At 33.9% G+C, this 19,274-nt stretch carries 19 protein-coding genes and 1 tRNA gene; 7 read left to right on the forward strand and 13 right to left on the reverse strand.

Annotated elements, in window-relative coordinates; all coding sequences use genetic code 11:
• Positions 1-64 precede the first annotated feature (64 nt).
• Entirely contained in the window at positions 65-3,184 is a 3,120-nt protein-coding gene (gene ileS, locus BBG48_RS03590) for an isoleucine--tRNA ligase (protein ID WP_116170936.1), read from the forward strand.
• Positions 3,185-3,249: 65 nt separating this feature from the next.
• Here the strand turns inward: ileS and cbiD are convergent, their stop codons facing one another.
• On the reverse strand, positions 3,250-3,882 hold the full coding sequence (gene cbiD, locus BBG48_RS03595; protein ID WP_068911314.1) for a cobalt-precorrin-5B (C(1))-methyltransferase CbiD: 633 nt from the start codon (positions 3,880-3,882) through the stop codon (positions 3,250-3,252).
• A 272-nt stretch (positions 3,883-4,154) separates the two neighbouring features.
• Here cbiD and BBG48_RS03600 point away from each other — a divergent pair, with 272 nt between their 5' ends.
• Positions 4,155-4,841 carry a hypothetical protein gene (locus BBG48_RS03600; protein WP_068911316.1) on the forward strand — a complete coding sequence of 229 codons (687 nt, stop codon included), beginning with the start codon at positions 4,155-4,157 and terminating at the stop codon, positions 4,839-4,841.
• A 97-nt stretch (positions 4,842-4,938) separates the two neighbouring features.
• Here the strand turns inward: BBG48_RS03600 and BBG48_RS03605 are convergent, their stop codons facing one another.
• Complete coding sequence (locus BBG48_RS03605; protein ID WP_068911318.1) at positions 4,939-6,273, reverse strand: butyryl-CoA:acetate CoA-transferase; 1,335 nt, start codon at positions 6,271-6,273, stop codon at positions 4,939-4,941.
• A 124-nt stretch (positions 6,274-6,397) separates the two neighbouring features.
• On the opposite strand from BBG48_RS03605, the gene BBG48_RS03610 reads away from it, so the two are divergent.
• Positions 6,398-6,484: transfer RNA gene (locus BBG48_RS03610), tRNA-Leu, on the forward strand.
• A 203-nt stretch (positions 6,485-6,687) separates the two neighbouring features.
• Here BBG48_RS03610 and BBG48_RS03615 read toward each other — a convergent pair.
• The 7 genes from BBG48_RS03615 to BBG48_RS03645 all read right to left on the reverse strand — a co-directional run bounded on the left by BBG48_RS03615 (position 6,688) and on the right by BBG48_RS03645 (position 12,838).
• The gene (locus BBG48_RS03615; protein ID WP_068911320.1) at positions 6,688-6,957 is read right to left on the reverse strand and encodes an HPr family phosphocarrier protein; all 270 of its coding nucleotides are present in this window, start codon (positions 6,955-6,957) and stop codon (positions 6,688-6,690) included.
• A 2-nt stretch (positions 6,958-6,959) separates the two neighbouring features.
• Positions 6,960-7,913 (reverse strand): DNA-binding protein WhiA, encoded by a 954-nt coding sequence (gene whiA / locus BBG48_RS03620; RefSeq protein ID WP_068911322.1) that lies wholly within the window; start codon positions 7,911-7,913, stop codon positions 6,960-6,962.
• Positions 7,914-8,023: 110 nt separating this feature from the next.
• The gene (locus BBG48_RS03625; protein ID WP_068911323.1) at positions 8,024-8,449 is read right to left on the reverse strand and encodes a hypothetical protein; all 426 of its coding nucleotides are present in this window, start codon (positions 8,447-8,449) and stop codon (positions 8,024-8,026) included.
• Positions 8,450-8,548: 99 nt separating this feature from the next.
• The gene (locus BBG48_RS03630; protein ID WP_068911325.1) at positions 8,549-9,865 is read right to left on the reverse strand and encodes a D-alanyl-D-alanine carboxypeptidase family protein; all 1,317 of its coding nucleotides are present in this window, start codon (positions 9,863-9,865) and stop codon (positions 8,549-8,551) included.
• Positions 9,866-9,892: 27 nt separating this feature from the next.
• A complete protein-coding gene (scpB, locus tag BBG48_RS03635; RefSeq protein WP_068911327.1) occupies positions 9,893-10,480 on the reverse strand; it encodes an SMC-Scp complex subunit ScpB in 588 nt (195 codons plus the stop codon).
• A 4-nt stretch (positions 10,481-10,484) separates the two neighbouring features.
• Positions 10,485-11,165, reverse strand: a complete 681-nt coding sequence (locus tag BBG48_RS03640; RefSeq protein WP_068911329.1) for a segregation and condensation protein A — start codon at positions 11,163-11,165, stop codon at positions 10,485-10,487.
• 11 nt (positions 11,166-11,176) lie between these two features.
• Positions 11,177-12,838 carry a ribonuclease J gene (locus tag BBG48_RS03645; RefSeq protein ID WP_068911331.1) on the reverse strand — a complete coding sequence of 554 codons (1,662 nt, stop codon included), beginning with the start codon at positions 12,836-12,838 and terminating at the stop codon, positions 11,177-11,179.
• Positions 12,839-13,021: 183 nt separating this feature from the next.
• Between BBG48_RS03645 and BBG48_RS03650 the strand changes: the two genes are divergently transcribed.
• From BBG48_RS03650 to aroB, 4 genes are all read left to right on the forward strand, one after another.
• Positions 13,022-13,774: a metal-dependent hydrolase gene (locus BBG48_RS03650; protein ID WP_068911333.1), complete on the forward strand. Its 753-nt coding sequence runs from the start codon at positions 13,022-13,024 to the stop codon at positions 13,772-13,774.
• 161 nt (positions 13,775-13,935) lie between these two features.
• Positions 13,936-14,085, forward strand: a complete 150-nt coding sequence (locus BBG48_RS03655) for an HAD hydrolase-like protein (RefSeq protein ID WP_116170937.1) — start codon at positions 13,936-13,938, stop codon at positions 14,083-14,085.
• A gap of 158 nt (positions 14,086-14,243) precedes the next feature.
• Positions 14,244-15,278: a 3-deoxy-7-phosphoheptulonate synthase gene (locus BBG48_RS03660; protein ID WP_068911335.1), complete on the forward strand. Its 1,035-nt coding sequence runs from the start codon at positions 14,244-14,246 to the stop codon at positions 15,276-15,278.
• A 37-nt stretch (positions 15,279-15,315) separates the two neighbouring features.
• Positions 15,316-16,338, forward strand: coding sequence for a 3-dehydroquinate synthase (aroB, locus tag BBG48_RS03665; RefSeq protein ID WP_068911337.1), 1,023 nt, complete (start codon positions 15,316-15,318; stop codon positions 16,336-16,338).
• A gap of 92 nt (positions 16,339-16,430) precedes the next feature.
• Here aroB and BBG48_RS03670 read toward each other — a convergent pair whose 3' ends face one another.
• The 4 genes from BBG48_RS03670 to BBG48_RS03685 all read right to left on the reverse strand — a co-directional run bounded on the left by BBG48_RS03670 (position 16,431) and on the right by BBG48_RS03685 (position 19,214).
• Positions 16,431-16,895 carry a Fur family transcriptional regulator gene (locus BBG48_RS03670; RefSeq protein WP_068911339.1) on the reverse strand — a complete coding sequence of 155 codons (465 nt, stop codon included), beginning with the start codon at positions 16,893-16,895 and terminating at the stop codon, positions 16,431-16,433.
• Between the two features lie 117 nt (positions 16,896-17,012).
• Positions 17,013-17,363 (reverse strand): YraN family protein, encoded by a 351-nt coding sequence (locus BBG48_RS03675; RefSeq protein WP_068911341.1) that lies wholly within the window; start codon positions 17,361-17,363, stop codon positions 17,013-17,015.
• On the reverse strand, positions 17,360-17,629 hold the full coding sequence (locus tag BBG48_RS03680; protein ID WP_068911343.1) for an EscU/YscU/HrcU family type III secretion system export apparatus switch protein: 270 nt from the start codon (positions 17,627-17,629) through the stop codon (positions 17,360-17,362). The genes BBG48_RS03675 and BBG48_RS03680 overlap by 4 nt, the downstream gene beginning before the upstream one ends.
• A 10-nt stretch (positions 17,630-17,639) precedes the next feature.
• Positions 17,640-19,214 carry a hypothetical protein gene (locus BBG48_RS03685; RefSeq protein WP_068911345.1) on the reverse strand — a complete coding sequence of 525 codons (1,575 nt, stop codon included), beginning with the start codon at positions 19,212-19,214 and terminating at the stop codon, positions 17,640-17,642.
• Positions 19,215-19,274 lie beyond the last annotated feature (60 nt).

A 19,274-nucleotide genomic window follows, 5' to 3' on the forward strand; every position in this document is an offset into this window, starting at 1 on the left:
ATTTGGTATCACAAATAAATACATTGTGATATTTTTAAAAATATATAATTTAGGAGGAAAAAAGTTGAAGTTTGAAAGTCTTTATGACGGTAAAGTAAGTGAAAACGAAGAAAAAGTAATAAAACGTCATCAAGAAATGGATTTGCTCAAAAAAAGCATAGAAAGTAGACCTGAAAATAATCCATTTATATTCTATGAAGGACCACCTACTGCAAACGGCAAACCCGGCATACACCACGTTATAGCACGTACTCTAAAAGACTCAGTATGTAAATACAAAACCATGAAAGGCTATAGAGTCCTTAGAAAAGCCGGCTGGGATACACATGGATTACCGGTAGAAATAGAAGTAGAAAAAAAATTAGACTTACATTCAAAGCACGACATAGAAAAATACGGTATAGAGCCTTTCAACAAAAAATGCAGAGAATCTGTATTTGAATACGAAGGTATGTGGAGACGTATGACCACTCGTATGGGATACCTTATAGACCTTGATGACCCATATATAACACTGGACAACGACTATATAGAAACAGAGTGGTGGATATTAGACAAAATGTTCAAGGACAATATGATATACGAAGGACACAAGGTACTTCCATATTGCCCAAGATGCGGAACAGGTCTAGCATCTCACGAAGTAGCACAAGGCTACAAAATAGTTAAGACAAATACATTGGTAGCAAAATTCAAGAAAAAAGGCACTCAAAACGAATATTTCTTGGCATGGACAACCACACCTTGGACACTTGCGTCTAACGTAGGTCTGACAGTATCTCCAACAGAAACTTATGTAAAAGCTGAGCAAAACGGAGAAATATATTACTTAAGCAAAACCCTAGCACCTTCAGTATTAAAGGAAAACTACACCATACTTGAAGAGATGCCCGGTACTGCACTAGAATATCAAGAGTACGAACAGCTAATGCCATTTGTAAACGTAAAAGAAAAAGCATTTTTCATCATGCTAGGAGACTTCGTCACTACACAAGACGGTACAGGTATAGTACACACTGCACCAGCCTTTGGTGAAGACGACTACAATGTGTCAAGAAAATACAATATGCCGGTAATAAAACCGGTAGACGATGAAGGAAAGTACACTGCTACACCTTGGGAAGGCAGATTTGTAATGGACGATGATTTGCAAGTAGATATCATAAAATACCTTGCAAGCGAAAATAAAATCTACTCCAAAGAGAAATTAGAACATAACTACCCACACTGCTGGAGATGTGGCACACCGCTTATCTATTATGCAAGACCAAGCTACTATATAGAAACCACAAAATATCAAGACACTTTGATAAATGCAAATAATACCGTAAACTGGTTTCCGGCATATGTCGGCGAAAAAAGATTTGGAAACTGGCTAGAAAATCTTAAAGACTGGGCAATATCAAGGTCAAGATACTGGGGTACTCCGCTTAACATATGGGTATGCGATGAATGCGGTCACAAAGAATCCATCGGCTCAAGAAAAGAATTAGTAGAAAAAGCAAATGAAAAAATAGATGAAAATATTGAGCTGCACAGACCTTACGTTGACAATGTTACCCTTACCTGCCCTGAATGCGCCAAGACAATGCACAGAGTAAAAGACGTAATAGACTGCTGGTTTGACTCAGGCTCTATGCCTTACGCACAGCTACACTATCCGTTTGAAAATGCAGACAAATTCCCCGAAAGATTTCCGGCTGACTTTATCTGCGAAGGCATAGACCAAACTAGAGGCTGGTTCTATTCACTGCTTTCAATATCAGCATATATCATGGGCAAGTCACCTTATAAAAACGTACTTGTAAATGACCTTATCCTTGACAAAGACGGCAAAAAAATGAGCAAGTCAAAAGGAAATACAGTTGACCCATTTGAATTATTTGATGATTATGGTGCAGACGCATTGAGATGGTACTTATTATATGTATCACCGGCTTGGAATCCTACAAGATTTGACATAGACGGACTAAAAGAAGTAAACAGCAAATTCTTTGGCACACTCAAAAACATCTACAACTTCTTTATACTTTATGCCAACACAGACGATGTAGATATCAAAAACATTACCTCACCATATGAAACAAGACCTGAGCTTGATAAATGGCTATTATCCAAATACAACAACCTAGTTAAATACTGCACACAGCAAATGGAAGTCTACGACATGAACAAGACAGTCAAAGCTATCCAAGACTTCTTAAACGACATATTCTCCAACTGGTATATCAGACGTAGCAGGAGAAGATTTTGGACAGGAGAAATTACAGATGATAAAAAATCAGTTTATCTTACAACCTACGAAGTCCTTGTCGGTATAACTAGACTTATAGCTCCATATGTACCATTTATATCTGACGAAATGTATACAAAATTAACCGGAGAAGACTCTGTCCATCTAGCTACCTATCCGGAATTTAACGAAAAACTGGTAGACATGGCACTTGAAAACAAGATGGATACAGTTAAAAACCTAGTAAAACTAGGACGTGCCGCTAGAGAAGAAGCAAAAATAAAAGTTAGACAGGCACTCAACAAGGTAATGATAGACAGCAAGCTAAAAGATGTAATATCAGACCTTGCTCCACTTATCACAGAAGAACTAAACGTTAAAAATCTTGAATTTGTATCAGATGTCACAAGCTTTATGGATTATGAAATAAGACCAAACTTCACTACCCTAGGCAAAAAACTTGGAGCTAAACTAAAACCACTTGGTGCATATCTAAAAGCTTCTGATACAAAGAAATTGGTTACAAAATTAGAAAGTGACGGCAAAATATATATAGAGCTTAACGGAGAAAATACCACTTTAGAAAAAGACGATTTCTTAATCACTGTCAAAGCAAAAGAAGGCTATGACGTAGGCTCTGAAAACGGGCTATTTATCATCATAGACGACAAACTAACCAATGAACTTATAGCAGAAGGCTATGCAAGAGAATTTATCTCAAAAATACAACAAATGAGAAAAAATAATGACTACGAAATGATGGACAACATCAACATATGCGTAGCCTGCGACCCTACAGTTTTAGATGCTTTGCAAAAATATGACTCATTCATAAAAGACGAAACACTTGCCACTACAATAAACTACGGCTCACATGACCACAAGAACTCTAAAAAAGAAAACCTAAATGGATATGAGGCAGATATATTTGTAGAAAAAAACAATAAATAATATTTACAGATATAAGTTTAAAAGCTTGATTAGAATAAACTAATCAAGCTTTTTTGACGTATAATTTATTTTAATATTGACTTTTCTTTTATGACATTCATTTCTATTTTTAAGCTGTCTACCAATGCTTTTTTGCTCATAGGCTCAACTATTCCACTTGTGCCTATTATAGATATGCCACCTATAATGCCCAAATGTGAATTAAAAGTTCTCTTTGCTATTTCTTCTCCCTCAGGCACTTCAATTAACACGTCTGCACCTTTTTCGCAAGAAAAATCTTCTAAGAGCTGATTTACATTATTTGTAATCATTTTTCTTGGCATTGAGTTTATAGCAGCTCCACCTACCGGACAATCCAAGCCCTTTTTGGTAACTGTTCCCACTCCTTTACCGCCGTCTATATTGATGTTGCCATCGTTGTTAAACTTTACACTGGAATAAACCAATATTCCATTGGTCACGTACGGGTCGTCTCCGCTAAACTTTTTTACACAGCAAGTCGCAATGCCAGCTTTTAGCTCACAGCTTTGCAAAGCTATTTCCAGCTTTTTGCCCTTTGGTAAATCGACTGAGACACTATCTAGCTTTTCATCGGTTAACAGCATAATAGTAGCAGCCTTTGACGCAGCAGTTGCACAAGTGCCGGTTGTAAATCCAAGCCTCAATTTTTTTCCGTCTTTTATGATAAATTCGTCCATATCAACTCACTATAACTTAATTATAAAAATTTTTTTATCAACGAAAAAAGCCTGCATTTTCTATACAAAAAATGTAGGCTTGAAAGCAAAGTTAATAGAATAACTTTGCATGACTAACCTGTATATTATTTTTCGATGGAAAATAATATTACAATTTACCAAATTAATGTAAAAAATAATATTTTTCGGACGATAAAATAAATATAGGATTATCCGAATAAAATTTTTTAAATTAGAAATCTTTCATTTTTATTTACAAGGGAGTGGCAAAAGTGAACGTTTCATTTATTAACAATACATATATGAATTACTCTAGGTCAAAGTTAAACGGCAATTTAATAGGTATAAAACAAAACGACCAAGAGGATAAAAGAAAAACTCTTTCTGCTGAGACTCTAAGAGGTCTTTCTGAGCTACAAATAAAAAACGAAGTCACTAAAAACTATTATGAAAATAGTTTTGTTAAAAATAAAGACGAACAAAATCAACCAAATACACCTCTACAACAAGCTCTAGAGCAAATGAAAAAATCTCAGGAGGCTCAAGACGAGCATGAAAAACAAGAAAAAATTTCTAAAAAAATCGCTCGTGGAGAGGCTACTCCTGAGGAAGAGGCATATTTGGCAGAAAAAAATCCTGAGCTTCATCAAAAAGCAACTATAGCCAAGAAAAATACTCAAGAGGTCAAAAACGCTCTTAAAAAGGCTAGGACTAAGCAAGAGGCACAAAGTATAATATCTACTGCAAAGACATTGGCACTATCTGTATTAGAAAAAGATATGACGCTTGGCGAGCTAATGATGGAAGGAATAAATAAGGTTGAAAAGGATTTTAGAAAAGAAAATCCTAAATTAAAGGACGACACTATGTTAGACGAATTTAAAACTTTTACAATAGACAAGGTGAGAGCAAAAGCAATTCAAAGATACAAAAACAATATGAATACTTATATGGGATAATATTTATAAAATAATAGACCTGTTTGCTAAAAAGCAAAACAGGTCATTTTTTACATAAAAACTGCCGGAAATTAATCTCCGGCAGTTTTTTTATTCACTATTTATTACTTCTTCTCCAAATTTTATTCTTTTCTGCTTGTTTAATAAGTTCTTCTCTAAAATCAGGGTGAGCTATGCCTATTAATTTTTCAGCTCTTTGCCAAGCTGACAAGCCCTTTAGATTTACTTTACCGTATTCTGTTACTACAAAATGTGTATTAGCCCTTGTAGCTGTCGCAATTGAACCCTCTTTAAGTGTAGGAATTATTCTTGATACTAGGCTACCATCTTTATTTTTCATCGTGGAGGATAAGCATATAAAGCTTTTGCCGCCTTTAGATAGATATGCACCAAGTACAAAGTCAAGCTGTCCGCCTGCTCCGCTTATGTGTTTTAAGCCTGATGTTTCTGAGCTTACTTGACCAAATAAATCTATGTCTACCGCATTATTTATGGACATAAAATTATCTATAGAAGATATTACTCTTACGTCATTTGTGTAATCAACAGGTGCAGACATAAGCTGTGGATTGTTATTCATAAAATCATACATTTTTTGGCTACCAAATCCAAACGCATATGTTTGTCTAAATCTGTCTCTACTTTTCTTAGCTCCGGTAATCTTACCTTTTTCAGTCATATCTACAAAGGCGTCAACATACATCTCTGTATGAACACCAAGGTCTTTTAAGTCAGAGTCAGCTATTACTGAGCCTACTGCATTTGGCATACCACCTATACCTAATTGTAAGCAAGCTCCGTTTGGTATTTCTTCAACTATCAAGTTCGCTACTTTTATATCTATATCACTAAATCCACCTGACTCTATTGCAGGTACCGGTGTATTTGAGCCTTCAATTATATGGTCTACATCAGAAATATGAACATAAGCCTCTGTGCCTCCAAGACAAACCGGCATAGTCGTATTTACTTCAACTATTACTTTCTTACTCTTTTCAACTACTGCCATCATATGAGATGCGTTAGGTCCAAAATTGAAATATCCGAACTTATCCATAGGAGCAACTTGGAACACCGCAATATCCACATCTACATTTTCTCTGTACCATCTTGGTAATTCTGAATATCTTAGTGGATTATAAAAAGCATTTCCCGTGGCTATCATTTTTCTTTCTATACCGGATGCGTGCCAAGAATTCCATGTAAAGTGTTCGCCATTTGGGTCTGCTTTAAAAAATTCCGGTTGCCATAAAAATATTCCGCCTCTAATATTTACGTCTTTTAGTTCGTTAACTCTTTTAGCAAGTGCAGCGTCAAAGTCTCTTGCCATTGCATTTGACCAGCCATAGTCGACCCAATCTCCTGAATTAACAAGTTTCGCAGCATTTTCAGCAGTTATTAATTTTTCTTGATATTCTTTTGTAAAATCCATAAATCCCCCAAAATTCATCTAAATTTAAATTTATTTATTAATTAAATCTATCTATACCAAGAGATTTTTATTGACAAAACACATATAAAATAATATAATAGACAAGTAAATTTTAAGAAAATATGCCGAAATGGCGAAATTGGCAGACGCACTGGACTCAAAATCCAGCGATGGCAACATCATGTGGGTTCAAGTCCCACTTTCGGCACCACAACATATTTTTTGACTAATGACCATACTTTGGATATTAGTCATTTTTTTATTTACTGCTAATCATAGTCGTAAATAAATACAAAATTTAATTATCCCTTATAATATAAAAAGTAAGTTTGTTAAACTTACTTTTTTATTTTCTTGGCAAATTATATATACCCTATTTTAGTTTTAAAAACGTTTTTTTGAAAAAATAAAAAATTATGATAATTTAGCAAGCCCTTCTTCTAAAAGGTTCATTAAATCATCCATAGCTTCTTTTTCATCTTCTCCATCTGCTTTTAAGACAATTTCATCTCCATTACCTACAGATAGAGCCATTACACCCATAATGGATTTTGCATTTACAGTAGAATTTTCTTTTGATATCAAAATATTCGACTTATACTTATTAGCATGCTGAATAAAAATAGCAGCCGGTCTAGCGTGTAATCCCATATCATTTGTGATTTTTAACTCTTTTTTTATCATCTCTATTTTCCCTCCTTACGCAAAGTTTCTGCAATTTTTTCTATTTTTTTTAGTCTATAATTAATGCCGGACTTACTAATAGGCGTTGACAACTTAGACGCAAGCTCTTGCAAGCTATCTTCTTCATTTTCTATCCTAAGCATCGCTACTTCTCTTAAATCCTCCGGCAAATAATCAATGGATTTTTTTTCTAGTATATATTCAATAGACTGTTTTTGTCTAAAAAATGTCTTTGCAATTTTTTCTATGTTGGCAGTTTCGCAGTTTACAACTCTATTTACGTTGTTTCTAACCTGCTTTTTTATCCTTATGTCCTCAAATTTAAACATATTTGAATGTGCACCGACATAATTTAAAAAATCAGATATGCTCTCACTTTCCTTGACATAAATTATATATGAGTCATTACGCTCTAATACATTTGAACGTATGCCTAATTTATTGAGCAACCTGCTAAAGCTATTTGCATAGCCTAAATAGCCTGTAACAAATTCAAGGTGATAAAACTTTTCCGGATTTGAAAGCGAGCCTGAGGCTAGATACGCTCCTCTTAAAAATGCCTTACACCTGTTTTCACCGGCTATAAGCGATTTTTCGATATATTCATTTATTGATGCCGTCTGTTTTTCACTAGAAATTATATATAATTTTTTTAGAATATCATTTGCACTTTTGTTTGAATTATACCTCAAGAGGTATATTTTTTTTCTAGAAAAATTATAGTTTTTCTTTTGATATAACTCCAAAGACTCAGAAAAAACTTCTTTAAATTCATGCACAATTGCTCTTGCGACACCAGCATTTTCAGTTACATAATAAAAGGTTACCTTATTATTCCCTATAAATACTATTTTGCCACAAAAAATAAGTGATGCACTTAAAAAAGATATAGACTCTTCCTTGCTCTGCAATTTTAGATTTAAAAGTTCATCTCTGACATCGTTTGAAAATGCCATATTTTTCTCACTTCATATTTATTAGAAATTTATTAATATAAGCTGTCTATATTAATAATTTTTAATTCACCACCCAAAGATATTCCTTAGGTGGTGAATTATGGTTAATCCTATAATGCTTCTGCACTTACTACAAATTTTTGTATTTCCGGGTCAATCTCACTTTCAACTAATGTAGCTGAAATAATTATATCGACATTTGAGTCTTTTGTGAGCTTATCCAATTCATTTAGAAATACATGAAGATTTTCTGTATTGTTTTGAACTATCTTGAATAGACCATCAATATATATATATTGAATGTCGTAATTTGCTGATAATAAACCGCAGACAAAAGTATACAGTGCATCATAATTTTTTATACGCATATTTTCCATAGAGATAAATCTTACTCCAACCTCTAGACTATGCATGTGCTTATCAGTATCTTCGATATAAATTAATGTGCCTTTAATTTCATTGGAACGCTTATTGGCATCTTCTATCATTAATTTTGTCTTACCGCTACCTGCACCGCCTAATATTAGTTTTACCATATTGTCCTCCTTGGGTTATCAAATATAACTTATATGATTATTATAACATATTTATATCTAAAAACAATGTAAAATTTTCGTTTTCCCACGATTTTAGTTCTAACTTAATCTGCTGCTACTACTTTTTCTATAACGTCTTCTTCTCCTCCTTCTCCTGTCACGCCTAATTTTAGCGATTATTGCTAAGAGAATGATAAGAGTAACCACCGCTATAACTATATTTTTTAGAGTTAGATAATCGGGCAAATGCCTCAAAACTTGTTTTACAAAAGTTAAGGTGAAAATTGATTCTACATCATTTAAAGCAACTACATCGTAGCTTGTCTGTTTGTCTCCTATTTTTATTATTATAGTGCCAATCTTTTGACCTTTTTTTATAGGGAGCTTGATTTTGTCTATAGTAGTATTTTTTTCATAGGATAATTTACTACCCTTTTTTATCACTTGGTAAACATCTGTATCTATTGCATAGTCTAAGCTTTTTTGTATGCTAAAGGATATATCCTTTTTTCCAATGGACTCTCCTTTTGCTAATATTTTTTTTGTTTCGTAATTGTCAAACCCATAATCTAAAATTATCCTGCTGTCCTTATACATTTCAAAGCCTGAGGCTTTATATACAGCACAAATAAATCTAACTCCATCTTTATATGCTGAGCTTATTAGACAGTTGCCGGCCTCTAAGGTGTATCCAGTTTTTACTCCCTCAATTATATCGTACTTTATAGGTATGTACTGGTCTTTGTATATAATTTTGGAATTGCTCCACAAGAACCTGTTTGTAGAATAATACGACCTTTTTTCCGGTGTCTGAGCAGTTTCATGTAAGCTAATACCCGGCATCTTTACTATTCTTCTGAACTCTTCTATTTTCATGGCATCACAAGCTATTCTCGCCATATCTCTTGCAGTGCTGTAGTGGTTGTCATCGTGTAGGCCATGGGGATTTACAAAGTGAGTGTTTGTGCAACCAAGCTTTGCCACTGTTTCATTCATCATATCTATATACTTGTTTATATCGCCTCCGCTCATTTCCAAGCCTAATAGATAGGCTGCATCATTGGCTGAATGGACAAGTAGTGCCTCTAAATACTCTCTTACTGTAAATGTTTCTCCCGGCAATAAATACATTGAGCTGCCATCTACATATGGAAAATCCTGCGGTACAGTGATGGACTTGTCTAAGTCCAAATTTTCCAGTGCAAGTAATGCTGTCACAACCTTCGTTGTTGACGCAGGGTAAATTTTTTTGTCACCATTTTTTTCATAAAGTATTTCTCCTGATTCCGGCTCTATCAATACAGCTGAGTAACATGACAGGCTGTCAGGATTTGGTGGCTCAGTTTGTGCTGATATGGGCAAAACCATTAGCAAAAAAATTATTACACTCAAGTATATTTTATTAACATATCTCATTTTGCAAGCTCCTAAATTATGCTTAAACTAACCAACATTATCTGAATTGTCCTGCTGCTGAATTTGCAGCTTAGGCAATTCATCAAGTGAGTTAATCCCCATATATTTTAAAAAAACATCGGTAGTGCTATATAATGTAGGTCTGCCTATCTTATCAAGCTTTCCGACTTCTTTTATAAGACCTGTTTCCAGCAATTTTGATACCGCATAATCACTTTTTACACCCTTTATTTTTTCTACATAGGCTTTTGTAGTCGGCTGATTATAAGCTATTATTGCCAAGGTTTCCATTACGGATTGAGTAAGGCTTTTTTTCTTTACCGGCTCAAGTATTTTGCTCAAATACTCATAATTTTCCGACTTTGTGACTATCTGATATTTCCCGTCTACACAAGATAGCTGTAGTCCGCTACTTTTACTTTCATACTTAGACTTTAACAGTGCTAATAAATCTTCTACATCTTGATAGTCAATTTGGATTTTGTTTTCGTTAAAAAATCTTTTTATTTCCAGTATATCAATTAAATCAGAAAATGTAAAAAGAAAGGACTCAAGTAGTGATAGTAAAATATCTTCGTCATACAAAAATCCGTTTGGAATTACACTTTGCTCCATATTGTCACCATGTCTTTCTTTTTTCTAAGGTGATTGTTTCAAAATTGCTTTGTTGCTCAATTTTTAATTCGTCCTGTTTGACAAGGGCAAGCACTCCAAGCATTGATACAACTTTTTCATCGCAGGTTTTTTCTACTACAATATCATCAAAATGGCACTTGAGCTTTTTTTGTACGTATTTTGATATATACTTTATCTTGTCAGGCAACGACTTTTGAACTCTTATAAATCTTGGCTTTCCAAGTGCTTTTACCGGTCTCATTATTTGAGCACAAGTCATCAAATTTTCCAGCGTGACCTTAGAAAAATCAATCTCTTCTCTGTAATAAATTTCCTGAGGAAGTCTCTCATAATATGGATAATCGCTGTCATAAAGCTCAAATAAATTTGCCGTAATCTCTTTGTATTTTGCATACTCCTTGAGCATTTGCTCTAGGTCTACTTCGTCCTCTTCATAGGGTAAATTCAGCATATAATTTGATTTTATCCTAATTAGTCTTCCCGCTATGTATACAAAATCACTCACTAAATCGTTGTCGCTTTCTTTTAGGGAGTTCACATATGCTATGAACTCCTGTGTAATTTTAGTAAGTGATATTTGCGATATATCAAGCTTGTTTTTTTGTATTAGCTCCAAGAGGACGTCAAGTGGTCCTTTGTAGCTGTCTGTTACAAGTTGAAACATTTTTTCTCCAATTAGTCGATGATTATTGGTAAAATCATTGGGTCTCTTTTTGTCTTTTCAAACAAATAATATTTAAGATTTTCTTTTACTGCATTTTTTATTTGCACTCTATCTATGTTATTTTTGCTTATACATTGTTTCACTGTTTCTACTGTGAGTGCTTTGATTTCGTCCATTAGTTTTTCTGACTCTCTTACATAGACAAACCCTCTTGATATTATTTCTATCTTATCTTGAATATTTTCTGTTTCATCAATTGGTATTACGATTACTATTAAGCCGTCTTCTGACAGGTGTTTTCTATCTCTTAGCACTATATTCCCTACGTCACCTACTCCAAGACCGTCAACCATGATGCTGCCGGCTTGAATTCTATTGCCTAGCTGTGCAATATCTCTATCTATTTCTAGTGTGTCTCCGTTATACATAAGGAATATATTTTCTGATGGTATGCCAAGCTTTTCAGCCATTTTTTTGTGCTGTATAAGATGTCTTCTTTCACCGTGGATTGGTACAAAATATTTTGGTTTAACCAGTGACAGCATCAGCTTTAACTCTTCTTGTCTAGCGTGACCTGAAACGTGGATTTCAGATATGGAGTCGTATATTACCTTTGCTCCTCTTTCAAACAGAGCATTTATAACTCTTGATACCAGTTTCTCATTCCCCGGGATTGGATGGGCGGAAAATATTACTACATCTCCGTCTTTAATTTCTACTTGCCTATGCTCCATCTTTGACATTCTTGTAAGTGCGGCTAATGGCTCTCCTTGTGAGCCTGTTGTGATTATCACAAGCTCATTATCTTGATATTTATTTATATCTCTAAGGTCAATATATGTGCCCTCAGGGATGTTTATATATTTAAATTCTGATGCCACTGCTAGGATATTTGCAAGCGACCTGCCGCTAACTGCTACTTTTCTGCCATTTTTGTATGCTGCATCAATTATTTGCTGAAGTCTGTGTACGTTTGATGCAAATGTGGCTACAAATATTCTATTTTCTGTTTCTGCTTGGAATATGTTGCTTAGTGTTGTACCTACTGCTGACTCACTTTCTGTATAGCCAGGCAATTCCACGTTTGTGCTTTCTCCAAGCATACATATTACACCTTTGCTACCGATTTGTGCAATAGATGTAAGGTCAACTCTGTTTTTATCTATTGGTGTAAAATCTATCTTGAAGTCACCTGTATGGAAAATTATGCCTTGGTCTGTATGCAGTGCAATTGAGCAAGAGTCAGGTATGGAGTGGTTTACTCTTATGAATTCGGCATCAAATGCTCCAAGAGAAATTTTTTGTCTTGGCTGTATTTCATGTAAATCCACTCCTGATAGGTTGTGCTCTTTTATTTTTAGCTTGATTAGTCCAAGAGTAAATTTCATCGTATAGATTGGAACGTTTATTTTCTTTAACAGATAAGGTATAGCACCTATGTGGTCTTCGTGTCCATGAGTTACCAACAAGGCTTTTATTTTGTCCTTATTTTTTACAAGGTAGCTCACATCAGGTATTACTATATCTATACCTAGCATTTCGTCCTCAGGAAAAATTAGTCCGCAGTCTATTATGACAATGTCACCCTTGTATTCAATCATTGTCATGTTTTTACCTATCTCATTTAATCCTCCGAGTAAGCTAATTTTAATTTTTTGATTTCTTTTTGCCATAATTTTATTTTAATAAATTGATTATTAAAATCTCCTTTCGCTTTTAATAGTATAAAATAATTTTCTTTAGTTTTTATTAATCTTGTCTCTAAGCCCCAAACGGAACAACAATTAACCTGTAATATAAAATTCAAATATGATATAATTTTAAATACAAATATCCATATCCTTTAGGAGAGATACATGAAATCCGTAACACACGCCACAATCGGTATGACAACATATGTAAATTATATTATTTTAACCAAGCAAAGCTTTGATATCGTAGATATACCCATATGTCTAGCCTTCAGCGTCTTACCAGACATAGATGTGCATAGCTCCAAAATATCACAAATTATAAGAAAAGCTCCGCTAAAATTTATTCAAATTGCTTTATTCTCACTAGTTACCCTAGCTCTTTTATATGCAGTATTTATAAAAAGACTGCTCCCTGAGCAAGCTTTAATAATTGTTCCCGTAATGGTACTTTTGTTAAGATTTTCTTCTAAAAATAAAACCCTAAAAAAAGTATCATTGACCTTGGCATTTTTATTTATCTATTATATTTTTTCAAAATATACCCATGTAAAAACAGCTAAAAATATATTTTTACTGCTTGCGATTTTGCCGTTTTTTTCCCATAGAGGTTTTTCTCATAGCATACTTGCCTTGGTGCTAGTCGCTTTATGCTTATCTCCTCTAAAAAATGATACAAATCTCATCAAATATTATTATGTAGCTGTAATTTCTTTTTTTTCACATATATTTTTAGGAGATATATTTACTAAAGAGGGCGTAATGCTTTTTTACCCAATTTCTAAGTCTAAAATATCCTTTAATGTAATAAAAAGTAAAGCTCTATATAAAAAGATAGATTACATCTATCTTTTAATTTATCTTTCAATCACGCTGTTTATCATTTACGCAATCTATTTTAATTCAAGTTATAATTAATCTATATACCCAGTTTATTTTTAATCAAAAAAAATTATACCATAATCTTTTCATATATTCAAATACAAAAACAGTTTACAAGTAATCAATATTTTGTAATTTGATATCCTATCTTGGGTATATCTACACAAACTAAAGTTAAAACTAATTTAGGAGGAGCGATGAAATTTAATCATTATATATTTGACTTTGACGGTACTTTGGCTGACTCTGAACACACTACCATGCTTTTATGGGAAAAATTACTTCATGAATATGGTATGAACATAGAAATAAGTGCACTACGAAACGATGACATACTGAATTTATAGTCAAAATCAAAATATATACTACAAAAAACACCCAAAGGCTGAGAAAATTTAATCTCTGTCACTTTTTGGTTTTTTTCTAAAATTTATTACCGATATATTTTTGGGTATAAAATAAAAAATATTTTTTTACCTTATTAATTTCACAAGAGGACACATAAATGAGGATGAATTTCCACCAAAAGTTGCCCATACCAAAGGATATAAAACAGCAGTATCCGGTAACTGAGCAAATGGCAAATGTAAAAAAACAAAGAGATATAGAACTGAAAAACATATTTGAAGGAAAATCTAATAAATTTCTTTTGATAGTTGGACCTTGCTCAGCAGACAATAAAAAATCCGTCATGGATTATGTTGAACGGCTGCGTAATCTCCAAGAAAAAGTAAAAGACAATATATTCATAATCCCTAGAGTATACACAAATAAACCAAGGACTACAGGAGAGGGCTACAAGGGAATGTTGCATCAGCCAGTACCCACCCAAAAACCCGATATGCTAGAGGGCATAATCGCCAGTCGTGACCTGCATATGTCCATACTAAACGAATATGGCTTTAGTTGTGCAGACGAAATGCTCTATCCCGATAATTTAAGATATTTTTCCGATGTGTTGTCCTATGTGGCAGTCGGAGCAAGGTCAGTAGAAAATCAGCAGCACAGGCTCACCGCCTCAGGTTTAGATGTACCGGTCGGCATGAAAAATCCCACCAGCGGAGAACTATCAGTTTTGATGAATTCCATTAAAGCCGCACAAATCGGTCACACCTTTATCTATCGTGGCTGGGAAGTGGATAGCTCAGGCAATCCTTATGCCCACGCAATCCTAAGAGGATACCAAGACCCTACCGGCAGAGCCATACCTAACTATCACTACGAGGACATACTGACGCTTAACGAGCTTTACCAAAAATCCAATTTGGAAAATCCGGCTATAATCGTAGACGTAAACCACTCAAATTCAGGCAAAAGATATTTGGAACAAATTAGAATAGCAAGAGATGTGCTTTACAGCCGCAATCAAAGCAAAAAAATAAAAACTATCGTAAAAGGACTTATGATTGAAAGCTATCTAATTGACGGATGCCAAAAGCCTGACGGCAATACTTACGGGCAGTCAATTACAGACCCTTGCCTAGGCTGGGAAAAAACAGAGAAACTTATTTACGAAATTGCCGATACATTAAACAAATGATAACTTTGTATATTAATTTGTAAATAGGAAGTCTCTTATGAAAAAAATAACAATAAATCTTGCTCAAAATAGTTATGATATAAATATAGGAAAGGATATCTTAAAAGATGCCAAGCAATATTTAAAGCTTGACCGAAAAGTCTTTATCTTGACTGATGCCGGAGTACCAATTGAATATTCAAAAACAATCTCTCAAAATTCAAAGGACGCAATCATATTTATAGCAAAACAAGGAGAACGCTCAAAAAGCATCTTCACTTTTACAAAGGTTCTAAAACAAATGCTGGCCTTTGGCATGACAAGAGCAGACGTATTAGTCGCTGTAGGAGGCGGAGTTGCAGGCGATTTAGGAGGCTTTGTAGCCTCATCATATATGAGAGGCATAGACTATTATCAAATTCCTACCACCATGCTATCTCAGATAGACTCATCTATAGGCGGCAAATGTGCGATTAATTTTGAAAACACTAAAAATATTGTAGGCTCATTTTACCAGCCAAAGGGCGTGCTAATAGATATTAATACTCTAAAAACTTTGGATAGCCGTCACATATCGTCCGGTTTAGCTGAGTCCATAAAAATGTCTATGATAGCTGACGAAAACTTATTTAATAAATTTGAAACCGAAGCTATAACCATCGACAACATCGAAGAAATAATTTACTCCTCACTTTTGATTAAAAAAAATATCGTAGAGCAGGATGAAAAGGAAACAAATTTAAGAAAAACACTCAACTTCGGTCACACCCTTGGTCATGGCATCGAGTCAGATGTAGGTCTAAATGCACTCACTCATGGAGAATGCGTTGCATTGGGTATGCTCCCTATGTGCAGTGATGATGTAAGAGAAAGACTAATAAACCTTTTAAAAAAATTCCACTTGCCAACAAATTACCCCTATGACTTGAATAAAGTGCTAGATTTTGTAATGCACGACAAAAAAAGACAAGGCGACTTTATAGATACCGTATTTGTAGGTAAAATAGGTAGCTGCGAAATAAAAAGGTATACATTTGACGAATATAAAGCTATGATTAAAGAAAGATTGAATTTAGAATAATATTTATACTATAAAAACCAAGGCTGTAGATTACAGGTCTAAAGCCTTGGTTTTTTGTGTACTGAATACTCTAAATATTTAGTGTATTAATGTTATTTCATATTTTTTTTACAATCTTTGCAGTAGCCGTTAAATTTAACGTCATGGTTTTGTACTACAAAGCCATATTTTTCATTTATTACCTGCTCCAAATTTTCCAACAAATCTTCTTGAACCTCTATTATCTTACCGCATGACTTGCATATCAAGTGATGATGGTTGTGTGCATCTTTATCTAAATTTAATTCGTACCTTACGCAACCATCGTCTAAATTTAATTTGTTGGTATAACCCAGCTTGTCTAATACCTGCAAAGTCCTATATACTGTCGCAAGTCCGATTTCAGGGCAGTTTATTTTGACAAGGTCATATATTTCCTCGCTGCTCATATGTTTTCCGTCAGAGTTTAGTAGTATTTCCACTATGCTTCTTCTTTGATGGGTTAGTTTAAATCCTTCTTCCTTTAGCTTTTCTTTTATCTCCTCTAGGATAGTTTTTTTATCTAAAAATGTATTCACCTTAATTCCCGCCTTCTTGCAAAATTATGTAAAATAATTTGTTAAAAATTTTTATTACATAAAACTTACGCATTTTTTTCATTATACTATGATATTACAATATAAATCAAGTGAAATTTAAAAAGCTGAGACTATGTGGTTTACTGCTCCACTTTTTAAGTCAACCTCAATTATATCAAATGATAGCCCTTCATAATCAACATCACTTGTGCAAAGATAGTAATTGGCATTTGTCCTAATTTTATTCATTTTTCTATTATCTACTGCCTCGTAACCCCTGCCGTAATCTACGCTGCTGCGTGACTTCACCTCTACAAAGCTTATTATTTTAGCTTTGTAGGCTATTATATCTATTTCTGCAAATTTTGTCTTGTAATTTCTTGTGATTATTTTATACCCATTTTTTAATAAGTAATTACAGGCTAGTTCTTCGCCTTGTTTTCCCTTTTGTGTATTTAAATTTTTCATTTTTGATTATCTATTTTAGTTATAAATAGTAGCACCTGTGCGACTGCCTCGTAAAGCTCACTTGGGATATTTTCATCAAGTTCTATATTTTTGAGTTGCTTTACCAGTTTTTCGTCTTTATAAACCGGTATGTCGTTTTCTTTTGCTTTTTTGACAATATTTTCTGCTACTTTGCGTTCTCCCTTGGCTATTACTCTTGGAGCTATATCCTCTTCAGGCTTGTATTTTAATGCTACCGCAGACTCGACATTGTTCTTATCATCCATTTGTGTGACCTCATATCCACAATTCAAAAGATTTCATTTCTTTGTTGTCATATAGCACATCGTCTATCATTTCCTTTGATTTAGACATAGGTAATGACTGTTGCACTGTAATATTTAGATTGTAAAATCCCATTTGTTTTAATGTATCGTTGAGCTGTTTTATGTTGTTTTGGAAATAATTTTTTGTTTTTATATCCTGTGTGTAAAAGTCAATGTTAAGCATTTGCCCTTTTTTGTAGCTAAGCATTGATTTTATTATGCCGTAGTTTTTGGTGTTCAGGCAAAGCCCAATATTCAGCGGGGCATCTTCGTTTTTTCTAGTCGCCGGTTTTTTCTTGCTGTAAAATTGGAGTACGTTGTCCTGATTTTGTATTTGTAATGGAATTATGTTGTAATTGTATCTGTCCTGCATATTTGCAAGCACATCTAATTTTGGCATTATCTGTTTGTCTATAAACTGTGAGATGTCGCTGTTTCTTCCAAGCATTTCTGATACTGTTTTAAGTTCGTTTTTCACTGACTTATAGTCGATGCTCAGTTGTTCTTTTGAGTTTTGCCAGTCTGAGTTTATATTTTTTGTGAGCTTTGTGTCTACTTCTTTTAGTGTGTCTATAACCTCTGATAGTGCTAAATTTCTTTCAAATGAACCTTTTATTAATTTTGAGTCCCTGCCGATTAGGCTGGCTAAATCAGGAAATTTAAACTGTGTAAGTTCTTTGTCACTCACAAATTCCATTTTGCTTGTGTTAGGTAGATTTGATTTTAATGTTTCTATTTGACTTTTTTGCTCATTGGTTAATATATTTAAATTTTGATTGGTTGCCAAATCTATGTCATTTTTTACGTTTTCAAAAAATCCTGCACTTGCCAGCATTGACTTGATGCCTGTCAGGTCTGTCTTTCCCAAGTCTATTTTTTGAAATATGTCGTAAAGTGCTTTTATATTATTTATATTTGCCTCTATGCCAAGATTTTTTAATAACAAAAAGTCTTTGACATTTAGTCCTTCAGGGAGCTGAGATGTAGTATTTTCTCCGGCTACATTAAAATCCTTCCTCATTTGTAGCTGTTTTACCAGTTGGTTTAGATTAAGCTCAGAGTCTCCCTGTTTTAAATCATAAGAAAACTCCTTGCTCTGCAATATATTTGCAGAAAACATGGTTTCTCTTAATTCGTCAAAATTTTCTAATGTAATTGGTATTGAGCTACTCATCATTTGCTTGACCAGCTCTTTATTTTCAGGTGTTATCTGTTTGCCCATTTTTAAGAGTATGTCCTCTACTTTTAAATTGAGCTGTTTGTTAAGTCCGGTTTCGTCTATTTCAGGCTTTAGTAATATCTGCCCATCTTCACCCATTAAAATAGTAAATGCCATTTCTTGGTCAATGTAGTTTTCAACAGGTATAGTGGTAGTAGCAGAAAACTGCTTGCCTGTAGAGGTTTGTATCAGCACCATATTTTGGTTTACATCTACTATTTTTCCTCTGACAAACTCGCCTTTTGCGTTAAGCTCTTCCGCATTACCGCTTGTCTTTTGTGGCACATATCCCGGACGAAAAACTGAGCTATCTACATCTATTCTCATATAAGTCCCCAAATAATAACTCAAATTATGTAATTAAAGCAAATATTTTTATATATATCG

Source organism: Criibacterium bergeronii (assembly GCF_001693775.2).
Classification (GTDB): domain Bacteria; phylum Bacillota; class Clostridia; order Peptostreptococcales; family Filifactoraceae; genus Peptoanaerobacter; species Peptoanaerobacter bergeronii.